The 12044-nt window shown below is 57.5% G+C and carries 10 protein-coding genes; 4 read left to right on the top strand and 6 right to left on the bottom strand.

Going from position 1 to position 12044, the window contains the following annotated elements:
• Window positions 1-86: 86 nt before the first annotated feature.
• The 3 genes from LOC70_RS09210 to LOC70_RS09200 all read right to left on the bottom strand — a co-directional run bounded on the left by LOC70_RS09210 (window position 87) and on the right by LOC70_RS09200 (window position 2658).
• Complete coding sequence (locus tag LOC70_RS09210) at window positions 87-1325, bottom strand: formylglycine-generating enzyme family protein (protein ID WP_230253318.1); 1239 nt, start codon at window positions 1323-1325, stop codon at window positions 87-89.
• A 151-nt stretch (window positions 1326-1476) separates the two neighbouring features.
• Window positions 1477-2286, bottom strand: a complete 810-nt coding sequence (locus LOC70_RS09205) for a 2-phosphosulfolactate phosphatase (RefSeq protein ID WP_230253317.1) — start codon at window positions 2284-2286, stop codon at window positions 1477-1479.
• A 117-nt stretch (window positions 2287-2403) separates the two neighbouring features.
• The gene (locus tag LOC70_RS09200; protein WP_230253316.1) at window positions 2404-2658 is read right to left on the bottom strand and encodes a CPXCG motif-containing cysteine-rich protein; all 255 of its coding nucleotides are present in this window, start codon (window positions 2656-2658) and stop codon (window positions 2404-2406) included.
• Window positions 2659-2745: 87 nt separating this feature from the next.
• On the opposite strand from LOC70_RS09200, the gene LOC70_RS09195 reads away from it, so the two are divergent.
• Entirely contained in the window at window positions 2746-3765 is a 1020-nt protein-coding gene (locus tag LOC70_RS09195; protein ID WP_230253315.1) for a leucine-rich repeat domain-containing protein, read from the top strand.
• 77 nt (window positions 3766-3842) lie between these two features.
• Here LOC70_RS09195 and LOC70_RS09190 read toward each other — a convergent pair whose 3' ends face one another.
• Both LOC70_RS09190 and LOC70_RS09185 read right to left on the bottom strand, forming a co-directional pair.
• Window positions 3843-5327, bottom strand: coding sequence for a DASH family cryptochrome (locus tag LOC70_RS09190; protein ID WP_230253314.1), 1485 nt, complete (start codon window positions 5325-5327; stop codon window positions 3843-3845).
• Window positions 5328-5350: 23 nt separating this feature from the next.
• A complete protein-coding gene (locus tag LOC70_RS09185) occupies window positions 5351-6901 on the bottom strand; it encodes an ABC transporter substrate-binding protein (protein ID WP_230253313.1) in 1551 nt (516 codons plus the stop codon).
• A gap of 160 nt (window positions 6902-7061) precedes the next feature.
• On the opposite strand from LOC70_RS09185, the gene xylB reads away from it, so the two are divergent.
• The gene (gene xylB / locus LOC70_RS09180; RefSeq protein ID WP_230253312.1) at window positions 7062-8591 is read left to right on the top strand and encodes a xylulokinase; all 1530 of its coding nucleotides are present in this window, start codon (window positions 7062-7064) and stop codon (window positions 8589-8591) included.
• Window positions 8588-9757 carry a glutamate 5-kinase gene (gene proB / locus LOC70_RS09175; RefSeq protein WP_230253311.1) on the top strand — a complete coding sequence of 390 codons (1170 nt, stop codon included), beginning with the start codon at window positions 8588-8590 and terminating at the stop codon, window positions 9755-9757. The genes xylB and proB overlap by 4 nt, the downstream gene beginning before the upstream one ends.
• A 105-nt stretch (window positions 9758-9862) precedes the next feature.
• On the opposite strand, the gene LOC70_RS09170 is transcribed toward proB, so the two are convergent.
• Entirely contained in the window at window positions 9863-10813 is a 951-nt protein-coding gene (locus tag LOC70_RS09170) for a glycosyltransferase family A protein (protein WP_230253310.1), read from the bottom strand.
• Between the two features lie 226 nt (window positions 10814-11039).
• Here LOC70_RS09170 and LOC70_RS09165 point away from each other — a divergent pair, with 226 nt between their 5' ends.
• On the top strand, window positions 11040-12038 hold the full coding sequence (locus tag LOC70_RS09165; protein WP_230253309.1) for an aldo/keto reductase: 999 nt from the start codon (window positions 11040-11042) through the stop codon (window positions 12036-12038).
• Window positions 12039-12044 lie beyond the last annotated feature (6 nt).

The raw sequence follows: 12044 nt of genomic DNA, 5'->3' as shown, positions 1-12044 counted from the left end.
TTCGTTTGATCCTCTTTCAATCGTGACACAAAAAAACGGCCCGAGAGTATCGGGCCGTTTGGATGAACGATTGCTGCGGGTGAGGCTCACTCGGCGGCGGCTTCGGGAAGGTCTTTGTCAACCAATCCCCATCCACCGCGACCGCCCGAGATGCGGCTGTCCACGTCGTCGACGGTTTCCAGAGCCGTTGGCTCCCAGAAGTTCTTCAACTGGTCTCGGGTCAAAGGTTCCAGCGAGCGGAACAAGCGGAAACCGACGCCACGCGATGGATCGTCGGTGAACCACCAAGGGCTCTTTGGGAAGTTCGGATCTTCGTACTTCCAGTCTTCGTCGTTGGATGCCAAACGCGAAGCGCTGCGGAGTTCAGGTGGATCACTTTCCCAACTGCCGCCGCGTGCGACGTGCGGCCATGGGTTTTCGGGCCAGCGGACGGCGTTAAACGCGTCTTTGATCTCACCATCGATGATCCACTGATAACCCTCTTCCGTGTATTCATTGACGGTCCACTCGGCGGCGTTGCCATGCATGTCATGCAAACCGAACGGGTTGGGTTTCTTTGTGCCGACGTGAGAGGGACCTTCGAACGAGTTGTCAAAGTACCATGCGTAATCTTCGACGGCTTCGGGATCATCGCCCCAACTGTAAGCCGTGTCCGTTCCACCGCGAGCGGCGTATTCCCACTCGGCTTCGGTGGGCAATCGGTACTGACGATCGGTGATCAAGCTCAACCACTTGGTGTATTGCTGCGCCGCGTACTGGGTCATCGTCACGGCGGGTTGTTCATCGTCCTCGCCGTACTCGTAGGTGAACGATGGATCGTAAAGTTCCGTCGGGGCGGTGATCGCGTCGGCGCGATTGGAATCATCGACGACTCGGACGCCTTCGGACTCGAACGATTTGAAGACGGCGTACATTCGCATGTACTCCTTGTACATCTTCCATGTCGTTTCGGTCTTGGCGACCCACATCGGAGCCACTTTCAACTCGACGGTCGGTCCCTCGTCTTCTTCGCGTGGATCCGCGTCTTCGGGGCTGCCGAAGTTGAACGTGCCACCGGGCACGGGAATCATCTCAAACGTGATGTCGGTGCCGGGGATTTTTTCGGTGTAGGGCACCATGAAGCGACCATCGCCCAGATCGACCGAGGGGCCATCAGCAGGTTTTTCTTTCGCGAAACCGAGCGTGGCGGCTTCGGTGGCACCGGCCGTGGATTCAACGGCGTGAGCATTCGGAAGCAAATCGGCGGGAAGGAACGGGCCAGCCGCGAAAGTGCAGGCTGCCGCGATCCCCAGAGGGCGGAGGGAGCGTTTCAAATCAAACGTCATGGGATGACAATTGGTTCAAGAGAGTGAAATTTGGAGGTCGATTCGACGATCAACCAGTTTACTCCACTCCCGGCGAAATTTGAAAGCGTTCTTGCACTCCCGCCAACTTCCTGATCGCGTTCTGCTCACGCGATGGTTTGTCGAAGAAGCCTCAACCGGCCACGAAACGGGCCGGTGAGCGTTGGTCCCGCGTTGGTACCAGGTCAAAGACGTCGATGCTTCCACAGTCGACCAGATCGTTGGCGTAGTTGGCCGCGATCAAATTCTTGCCCCCCTGGGTGAGGGTCAGCCGTTCGGCCAGCGTCTCGGAACTGTTGACACCGTCGTGCGTGATGCAGTGCTGCCAAGCGGACAAAGCAATCGCACCGGAATCATTCAGCAATTCGATCGGCCCGTCGTAAAAACGAGGCGAATCCGCGAGCCTTTGATGGCACATCGCGATGATGGCACCCGCCAGCAACACGTCCTCGGCGGTCACGCATCCGTTGGTGCCCGCGCAGACGATGCGAGCAAACGCTGATTCGTTGTCTTTGTTCGCCGTGTGCCAACGTACCAGCCGATCAATCACGGCGGACAGATTGGCGAAGCATGCCAGCCACATGTGCTCGCACTGCTCCGCCGCCAGGATGGCCGCCGTTCCGTTGGTGGTTGTCAAAATCAATTCTCGTTCGCCAACCCCAGCGGGTGAGTACTCACCCGGCGAGTTGCCAAAATCAAAACCGACGATCGGTTGGCATCCACGCTCGCCGCACAGCATCGGCACGTTGTCCGAAGAAGCTTCGGACTTCATAGAAAAGGCTTCTTCAACGGTGCCGCAAGTCGTGATGGACTTGGCTCCCGCCGACAGAGCTGTTGTTGCGACGGTGGTTGCTCGCAAGACATCAATGACAATCGCGACCGATGCGGGTGCACGTTCGGATTCGCCCGCTGCGTTGGGGGTCAACCAGGTTTCGATTTTCATGTGTCGTTGAATGGAGATGCAGTTGAAGAATGGGAATGCTGCGGAGCAACGATCAATGGAGCCCGGTTCGAGACGCCGCGATTCAAGCACCCGAATCGTATCGCTATCGCGGCTTGCTCAGTATCGGTCTTGTTCCGCCTCGGCCCAGACTTGGACGTCATCATCGTTGTCGATCTGGACGTGGATCACGCTGGGGCTGCAGCACACCGGACAATCTTCGACATACTCCTGGTCCCGTCCAGCGGCGATGTCCAATGGAATGACGATTTCTTCGCCGCAATTATCGCAAACGTAGGTGCCATCGAGCGACGTGTTGGACAACGGTTCTTCCTCATCCATGTCGTCGTCGAATCCGTAATCGATTGGTTGCATGATCGGCTCCATGAAAATTCTTTACACTGTTGCCATTCTCACCTTCCCCTTCGCTTCACGCCACACGTCGGTTCCTCAGGAGAATCAATGCAACCTTTCAAGCTTTCTATCGCATTGGCAATGGCGACTTTGGCCGTCTTGCCCGGTTGCGGTTCACGTGCGGTGCCCGAAGCCGATCCCGTCGAATCCAGCACAACATCGGTGGATGCCAACGCTTCGTCGCCAACTTTGGCGGAAGCTTGGAACGAAATCCCCGGAGCCAAAACGAAACAGCGTGGCGACGCTGTTGTCGTGGTTGATCTTCGTGAAGTGAGCGAAGGTGACTACGACGCCGCGAAAAAATTGCTTTCGCGAAGCAATGACGTGGCGGAGTTGTTCATGCCCGGTGCGGCTTGGGGCGATGGAACCGTGTTGCGTTTGGCGGCGCTGCCCAAACTCCGTCGCGTGCGAGTCTACGGCAAAGAGTTCGACGACGCGAAAGCAAAGACCATGTCCGGATTGCCCGCTCTGGTTGCGGTTACTTTCCAAGACACCTCGGTGACGGACGAGGGTGCGGCGGTGCTGGCGGAACTGAACGAGTTGGTGGACGTGTCGTTGATGAATTCACCAGTGACGGATCAGGTGCTGAAATCAATCTCCACGCTGCCGAAATTGACCAAGCTGAAACTACGTGGCACCAAAATCACCGGAGAAGCATTTGGTCCCATCGCGAAATTGCCGTTGGTGGACTTGGAACTAGCGGAAACAGATTTTGGCCCGGCGGGCATGCAAGCCATTTCCGAGATCGAAGGTTTGCAGAAGCTGAATCTTTGGCTGACTAAGGTCGACGATGAGTCGATGAAAGCAATCGAAGGAAAGACTTCGTTGACGGTTTTGAACTTAGACAATTGTTCGTTCATCACGGAAGGTTCGATCCCCGTGATCACGTCATTGCCCAAGCTGACTTTGTTGCACTTGGGGAAATCCAAAGTCGCCCCGGAAGCCTTGCCCGAGTTGAAGGTGCTGCAAGAAATGCAGACTTTGTTTGTCAACGACCTCGGCTTGGAAGAAGACAAAGCGATGGAGTTAAAAGCCATGTTCCCGAAACTGGAACGCTTTGTTTATTGACCCGTGCTCGTTGATTGACACGTGTGATTTCAACGACGCGTTTGGGTCGCTTGTGAGCACAGGAACTCAGGCGGCAATCAAGATGCCTTTCGCTGGGATCGGTGAGACTTGTTTGCCCGACGATAGGCCATTTGAGTTCGGTCGGCTGATTCATGGAGGTCCACCATCGGTCGCGGGTAGTCGATGTCCAGCACGACATCGGCGTCCGCTTGGCGCTCCTCTGAAAGCTTCCATGGTTCATGAATCTCGGCCGCGGTCAGGCCTCTCAGTTCAGGCAGCCAGTGTTTGACGTACTCGCCATTGGGATCGTACTGCTCGGCTTGTTTGGTGATGTGGAAGAACCGAAAGCCGCGTGAGTCGTTGCCAATGCCCGCCGCATAGTTCCAGTTTCCGTAATTGCTGGCGACGTCGTAATCGATCAGTTGCGATTCAAACCAACTGGCGCCCCAACGCCAATCGATGCCCAGGTTTTTCGTCAGAAAACTGGCGACGTTCTGACGCCCGCGATTGGACATGAATCCGGTGGCGGATAGTTCACGCATGTTCGCATCCACCAACGGGTACCCGGTGGTTCCCGTCTGCCAACGATGGAAAGCTTCGCGGTCACGACTCCACGGCAATTCAAATTCTCGTAGGCCACCTTTGCGAAAGAGTTTGGCACCGTGCTTGGCCGACATCCACCGAAAGTAGTCTCTCCAGAGCAGCTCGAAGATCAGCCAATACGTCGAATCGTTTTGGACCCGTTCTTTCTCGTACCGGCGAACTTCCGACGCGATGGTGCGCGGCGAAAGGCAACCATGGGCGAGCCAGGGTGAAAGCTTCGACGAGTCGTTGGGGCTGAGCATCCCGTTGCGAGTCTCTTTGTAGACGCGCAGCCGGTCGTCTTCCCAAAGGTAGGATTGCAAACGCTTGTGAGCGGCCGTTTCACCACCTTGGAACTGATTCAAGTCGCGAGCGTCTGACGGTGGAGCGGTCAAGCCAATCGTCGCGAGTGTCGGAAGTTCGCCCGCAGGGACATGGCTGGGCAAATGACCGCCTATTTTCTCGGGTGCATCGATTGGTTGTCGAGAATGGCAGCGGCGTTCGATCTGCTTGCGGCACTGCGTGAATTGTTCAGGGGTGTCTCGCACATCGAAGGGAAGATCGTCTCGGTGGATCAATGTGTCTCCCCAAACCGCATGCACGTTGATCGAATGATCGTTGCAAACTTTTTCGACCGCTTTGGCCGTCGCGGACTCTTCGGTGCCCGCTTCATGGTGGAAATGCAGGGCATCGATTTCCAGATCCTGCAGCAGTTCGGCTAGGACCTCTTCTGGATTGCCAACACGCACGATCAGCTCGCCGCTCAAAGCTCGCAAGCGTTCTCGTAGATCGGCGACGGACTGGATCAAGAACCGCGCGCGGTGGGCACCGGTTCGTGGATGTCCAGCCGACGCCATTGAAAATTCGCGTGGATCAAAGCAGTAGACACCGAAGCAACGATCCGAGCGAGCGGCACGCAGCAATGGTTCGTGATCCACGGTTCGGAGATCTTTGCGAAACCAAACCAATGCGGTGGCCATGAGTCAGTCGTGGGAAGGTGGGATTAGATCAGTCCCAGTGCCTTCTGCCACGACCGTTTCTGTTTTTTAACGCCGAGTTCGTCGTGCAGCTGGGACCATGATTGCGAAATCGCTTCACAGGCGTCCTGTGCAGTTTGCTGGCCTGTCAAGCATTGACGCACCTGGGCGTCCAGCACCTGCAGGTAACGATCCGATCCAACAAGATTGAGCGGTGGCATCACATTGGGATTCTGCCAGGCAGATTTCAGCCAAGGTTGATAGTTGCCACCGGCGGCGTCATCCGGGCCAGTCGCAGCGGATGGTGCGAGCAAGCCTCCGACCGAGCGATACAACGGTTCGCTTCCTTCTCCACCGGCCAGCCAGTTCAGAAACTGGTTGGCCGCAGCGGTTTGCCGGCACGACTCCGCCAATGAACCGACCAGCGTTTGGGGAGCGAACATCACGCGTCCGGTGCGTTCCAGTTGGAGCGTGTCAGATTCCAGGTTGGAGGCGTCGGCGATTGGCATGGCTTTGACTTGCACATTCCCGATGCCAGCGGGTGATCCCGAGGTTTCCGCATCCGCGTCTTGTTGCGGGGCGAGTTCTGGGAATCCAATGCCCGCCACCAACTCACCCGTGCTGACCGCTTGGAAGATTTGGCCGGGGGTCATGGCAGACTCGGGGGCGTGCTTGGCCATGTCGGCCATCTGCTGCAGGACGTCCACGTAGTCGGATTCGGTCAGCAACGGTTCCAAGGTTTCTCGGTCAAACAGCCACGTGGCTTGGATGACGCTGGCCAAACGCCATAGGTAAGCGATGCCAGCCCAACCGGGCGCCGTTGGCTCGGCGACTTTACCAGGCCTGTCGGCGGCGAGTTGTTGCAGTTGGCTCCACGTCATCGAGTTCGCACCTGCGACGTCGCTACTTGCTTGTTCGCCGAGCAGCAAGGCCGGCAACGCACCACCCAGGCACTTGCCGATGGACTCGTTGCCGAAGTTCATGGCGACTCGAATCGCGGGAGGTGCTGCCGCCGCTTGGGTCGATGCGTCCTCATCGCTCGCGCTGTTTGACGATGAGCCGGTAAGCGAGCCCGAGCCAGTGGACGAGCCCAAGTTCGCCATCACCAATTCACGAGAAACGAGTTCGCCCATCTGCGCGAGAGGATAAACCAGCACATCGGTTTTGGAGGCTTGTTCCCAAAAGTCCGCCTTGTCACCCGGATCCGTTTTCGCAACGGTGATCTTCAGCGGTTGCTCGCTGATCGATTGCCAGGTGCGGCGAACGATTTCGGCTTCGTCGTCGGTGCCCGTCCAAACCAAACGCAATGGCACATCCGTCCGAACGCTGGACTTCGCCTGCTGAACGTCAGCGGCATTTTTCGGACGGCAACCGGTCGCGGCGGCGACTCCGGAGACGGCGGCAAGTGTCAGGAAATGTCGACGAGGCCACCCCGGGGTTGGAAGCGTCGGCGGACCCTCTTTGGTTGGTTGTATCTGTTGCTTTATTGCCTGTTGCGTTTCCCGAGTTTGCGTGTCGCGACGGGGAGCGTCCACGGTGGACGATGTGTGGTTGGTCGAGCCGTGGTTTGCAGGCATCTGGGGACCCGTGGTGCGTCAGCGAAGAGAGGGGAAGGCAACTGAGATGGCAACGTTGCGTAGTTGAAAACGCAAGTACGTTGTATACTGCTCGCCAGTTCGCATGATCGCGGCGGCTCTTTTCACCTCCTCTGATTTCTACTGCACTGAAGCAATCCCCATGGCTCACTATCTCGGAATTGATGTTGGCACCAGCGGCACAAAAACGTTGCTGATTGATGAGACTGGCAACGTGATCGCCGAAGCCAATGCCGAGTATCCCATGGAACAGCCCAAGCCGGGGTGGACGCAGCAGGATCCGGAAGATTGGTGGACAGCAACCAAGAAAACCGTTCGCGCCGTGATGAAGAAATCTGGCGTGGACAAGTCCGATGTGAAAGCGATCGGTTTGTCGGGCCAAATGCACGGTTCGGTGTTCCTGGATCGCGACGACAAAGTCATTCGCCCCGCAATTCTGTGGAACGATCAACGCACCGCGGAGCAATGCGAGCAGATCACGTCCGCCGCCGGGTCGCGTGAAAAATTGATCAGCATGGTCGCCAATCCAGCACTGACCGGATTTCAGGCACCCAAGATCCTTTGGATGCGTGACAACGAGAAACGCAACTTCGGAAACTTAGCAAAGGTCTTGCTGCCGAAGGATGACATCCGACGTCGTTTGATTGGCGACTACGTCACCGAAGTCAGTGACGCCAGCGGCACCTTGTTGTTGGACGTCAAAAATCGCAACTGGTCCAAGTCCTTGCTCAGCAAACTGGATCTGTCCGAAGACTTGCTGCCTCGCGTGGTCGAATCCGAAGACGTGACCGGAACGCTGACCAGCGAAGCCGCCAAAGCACTGGGGCTGACGACGGACTGCAAGGTCGTTGGTGGTGCGGGTGACTGTGCCGCGGGAGCGATCGGCAATGGCATCGTGAAGAAAGGCCTGTTGAGCACATCGATTGGCACGAGCGGCGTGATGTTCGTGCACAGTGACGAACCCAGCGTCGATGCATCCGGTCGACTGCACACTTTCTGTCATGCTGTGCGTGGTAAGTGGCACATGATGGGCGTCAACCTGACCAGTGGCGGATCGCTCCAGTGGTGGGTGGATCAGGTGGTCCAAGGGTTGGCGGGGATTCCTGCCGCGAAGCGTTTCGGTGCGGCAACCCAGGAAGCCGAAAAGGCCGTTGCGGGAAGCGGCGGAATGTTGTTCCTGCCCTACCTGAATGGCGAACGCACACCCCACGCCGACCCCAACGCACGCGGCGCCTTTGTGGGCATGAATTTGACCCATGATCGAGCGGCGATGACGCGATCGGTGATGGAAGGCATCACGTTTGCACTGCGTGACAGTCTGGAAATTATCGAGTCTCTCGGTGTTCCCGTGCGTCAAATTCGTGCCAGCGGCGGCGGAAGCAAGAACGTTTTCTGGCGTCAAATGCAGGCGGACGTCTTTGGCAAAAAAATCACGACCCTGAAGGTCGAACAGGGGCCCGCCTTTGGCGTCGCGCTCCTAGCCGCCGTGGGCGATGGAGCGTACAAGAATATCGCTCAGGCGTGCCAAGCCACGATCGAAGTGGCAGCGGAAACCAAAGCGGATCGATCCGCGAAGAAAACTTATGACAAGCTCTTTCCTGTCTACCAATCGTTGTACGGCAGCTTGAAAGACGACATGCACCAACTGGCTGAATTGCAATCAACACCTTGAATCAATCCTCCGATTTCGACGACCGAGTGATCCGGCAGCAAGTCATCGACTCCACCCAGTGTGTTGTGGTGAAAGTCGGCACTCGGGTACTCACCACTTCCGATGGAAAACTTGACCTGCAGCGTGTCGATCGACTCGCGGAACAACTCTGCCGAATCGCCGACAGTGGTCGGCAAACCATCATGGTCAGCAGCGGTGCGGTCGGTGCCGGTGTGGCCAAGTTGGGGCTGTCCCAACGTCCAACCGATCTGAAATCCCTGCAAGCGATTGCCGCGATCGGCCAAGCGGACTTGATCGGGGCCTACGAAAAGTCGTTGCAAAAACGCGGCCGGCATGCGGCTCAGGTCTTGCTGACACGCAACGACTTGCGGCGTCGCAGTGGATACCTGCACGTGCGGAACGCGCTGTCGGGGATCAATGAGCTGGATGCGATTGCCGTCGTCAACGAGAACGATTCGGTCGCGGTCGCGGAACTGAAAACGACGTTCGGCGACAATGATCGATTGGCTGCCCAAGTCGCGGGGTTGTTCAACGATGCATTGCTGATTTTATTGACCGATGTCGAAGGTCTTTACGACGGGCATCCCGACGAAACCGACAGCCAACGCATCGACGTGGTTCACGAACTCAACGACGGCGTGATGGCGATGGTGGATGACGAGGTTTCAACCGTCAGCAAAGGAGGCATGGGCGGTAAGCTTCGCGCGTCCAAGCTGGCGAACTCACACGGGCATCCCACCATCATCGGCCCCGGTAAAGACGACACGGTGCTCGATCGGATTTTCGCGGGCGAAGCCGTTGGAACCTTGTTCGTACCGCCCAAGCGGTCACTCAAAGGTCGTCGTCGCTGGATTGGCAGTTCGGCCAACGTGGCGGGAACGCTGCATCTGGATGCCGGTGCCGTGCATGCGTTGCAGAAAAAAGGCCGTAGCTTGCTGGCAATCGGCATCGTGCGCGTGGAAGGGACCTTCGCTCATGGCAACGTGGTGCGATTGGTCGGTCCGGACGGCGTCGAATTCGGGCGTGGTTTGTCCAACTACCGCAGTCACGAAGTTGCTCGCATCGCTGGCAAACCAAGCGAGCAAATCGAATGGATTCTCGGTCATCGGCCCTACGAGAACGTCATCCACCGCAACAACTTGGTGTTGCGAGTCGTTCCGGAGTAGCAACGGCGGAACGTCGATGGTTGATCGCCGACGCTCGGAGTGCAGCCGTGTCGCCTCGAATGAACTACCCGACGCGAAATATCCTGCGTGTTTGACAAGAGGCACTCAAGCGGCGCGACGCAGTGGTTCTTGATGCATGGATGGCATCGGTAGCGTTTCCGGATTGTCGTCGACCGACAACACGCCTTCGGTGTGCAGCGTTCGAGCGATCGCTTTGGCCGCCAAAGGTGTCGACAGGCGACGAATTCCCGCAGTGATGCTGGATGGACGAAACGCGCCCGCCAATGAAGTCGTAATCAGACGCTGGATTCCGCGAGCCCAGCCTGCGGATCCGCCCGATCGATAGTGATCAACGATGGCTTGCAGTCGACGTTGGTTCTGTTGAATCCGCAAGTCGTAGTCAACGAGATCGGCTTCTAAGTCGAGGCCCATTTCGCTGTCGGTTGCCACCACGCATCGCCAACCCGCGTCCGATGTTGCCAGGCCATAAACCAGCGAGGCTTCGATGGTGTCGTTGCCTCGGTAGGTGGCTGTCAGAGATCGCAACAAATCGCGCCGCCAGAACGAGGTCGCCAAGAACGCACCTTCCACGCGAACGATCGTCTTTTGGGATACCTGCTTCTCATCGAAACCGATCATCTCGCAGGCGGTCGTTGCGGTGCTCCGCCAACCCGCATGTTCAATGCGTTGGGAGTCCGTGTCGCGCACCACGGGAACGACGACGCCGGTCTCATGGCCCTCGAATTGCGCGAGCGCGGCTTCGGTCCAGTTCTCGGTGGCGGTGTGTCCATCAGCCACCACGTGAATGAAACGACCGATCGACAACTCGGCGGCTTCTGCGATTTGACGCAAGACACTCGTCGACGCGCTGTCCACGAAGCGGACTTCATCGCCCAATTCAAACGGGTCGTCATAGCTCCCGTCATGGGGCACAATCACTTCGCAGCCATCTGGTCGATGTTGCAAGACACTTACGAGCGAGGATTCGAAAGCCGCGTCGTTTCCGCCATGAGGAACGACGATCGACAAACGCGGGATGTTAGACAAATTTCGCACCACTGCACCTGCCTGGGATTCTACTTACCGGACCAACCAAGACCCTCGGTTCGCCGCTGAGAAAGGATTTCGGACGGTAGCGTGATTCCAGTTGAGACGATCAGTTTGGTTCATCTCGAAAGCGGACAAGTTCCTTTTGAGTCGAACGAACCGGCCCGATTATCGTCACGGCTTTCCAAACCCGAATTTCTTCACCCGCGAAACCCTTCCACGTGAAACGATTGCTATGAAACAAGTCTCCCTTGGCCACGATGGTTTCTCGGTTTCCCGGCTCGGTTTCGGTGGATGGGCACTTGGCGGTCAGTGGGGAATGCAGGACGACTCCAAATCCTTGGCGGCTCTCAAACAGGCGATCGAGCATGGGATCACGTTCATCGACACCGCACCGGGTTACGGTGACGGACGCAGCGAACAGGTGATCGGCGAATTCCTCAAAACACTGCCCACGTCCTTGCGGGAACGCATTCATGTGGCGACGAAAACGCCACCGTCCGAAGGCCCCTGGCCGCCAAGCCCCTATTGCCAGTGGAAGGATCGCTACGGTGCGGCTTACATCCGCGCCAATGTGGAGGAGCGTTTGAAGAACCTGGGCGTCGAGTGTTTGGATCTCTTGCAACTGCACTCTTGGACCGCGGCGTGGAACGACGACCCGCAACCGTTGCTCGTGCTTCAGAAACTTCGACAGGAAGGCAAAATCAACCGCATCGGCCTGTGCACTCCCGAGCAAGATCAAAACTGCGTGATTCAGTTGATGCGTGATGGCTTGGTGGATGTTGTTCAAGTCGTGTTCAACATCTTTGAACAGGAACCCGCCGCTCAGTTGTTTCCCGTCGCGGAAGAAACTGGCACCGGCGTTATCGTTCGTGTGTCGCTCGATGAAGGATCGTTGACCGGGAAGTATGCGGCGGACCATGAGTTTCCCGAAGAAGATTTCCGATCCGGTTTCTTCGCGGGCGATCGGATGGAGCGAACCGCCCATCGCGTGTCCGCGATCCAGGACGAGCTCAAAGAGTTCGGGTTGGAGGAACACTACTCGCTCGCGGCGACTGCGATTCAATTCGCCATGTCACCCACCGCGGTCGACACCGTCATCGTCGGCATGCGAAATCCACAACAGGTTGATCTCAACGTCGCCACCGAAGCCTTGCCGCCACTGCCCGCCGAATTCCTGCAACGACTGCAACTTCACCAATGGCGACGAGGCGTTTGGTATGCCGGGAAGTGAGACGCG

The sequence above is a fragment of the Rhodopirellula halodulae genome (genome assembly GCF_020966775.1).
GTDB classification, from domain to species: domain Bacteria; phylum Planctomycetota; class Planctomycetia; order Pirellulales; family Pirellulaceae; genus Rhodopirellula; species Rhodopirellula halodulae.
This window is presented reverse-complemented; position numbering and strand designations above follow the sequence as displayed.

Bases quoted from the DNA above. Each gene is read 5' to 3' on its own strand.
- LOC70_RS09210 (WP_230253318.1), bottom strand. From the start codon at position 1,325: ATGACGTTTGATTTGAAACGCTCCCTCCGCCCTCTGGGGATCGCGGCA.
- LOC70_RS09205 (WP_230253317.1), bottom strand. From the start codon at position 2,286: ATGAAAATCGAAACCTGGTTGACCCCCAACGCAGCGGGCGAATCCGAA.
- LOC70_RS09200 (WP_230253316.1), bottom strand. From the start codon at position 2,658: ATGCAACCAATCGATTACGGATTCGACGACGACATGGATGAGGAAGAA.
- LOC70_RS09195 (WP_230253315.1), top strand. From the start codon at position 2,746: ATGCAACCTTTCAAGCTTTCTATCGCATTGGCAATGGCGACTTTGGCC.
- LOC70_RS09190 (WP_230253314.1), bottom strand. From the start codon at position 5,327: ATGGCCACCGCATTGGTTTGGTTTCGCAAAGATCTCCGAACCGTGGAT.
- LOC70_RS09185 (WP_230253313.1), bottom strand. From the start codon at position 6,901: ATGCCTGCAAACCACGGCTCGACCAACCACACATCGTCCACCGTGGAC.
- xylB (WP_230253312.1), top strand. From the start codon at position 7,062: ATGGCTCACTATCTCGGAATTGATGTTGGCACCAGCGGCACAAAAACG.
- LOC70_RS09165 (WP_230253309.1), top strand. From the start codon at position 11,040: ATGAAACAAGTCTCCCTTGGCCACGATGGTTTCTCGGTTTCCCGGCTC.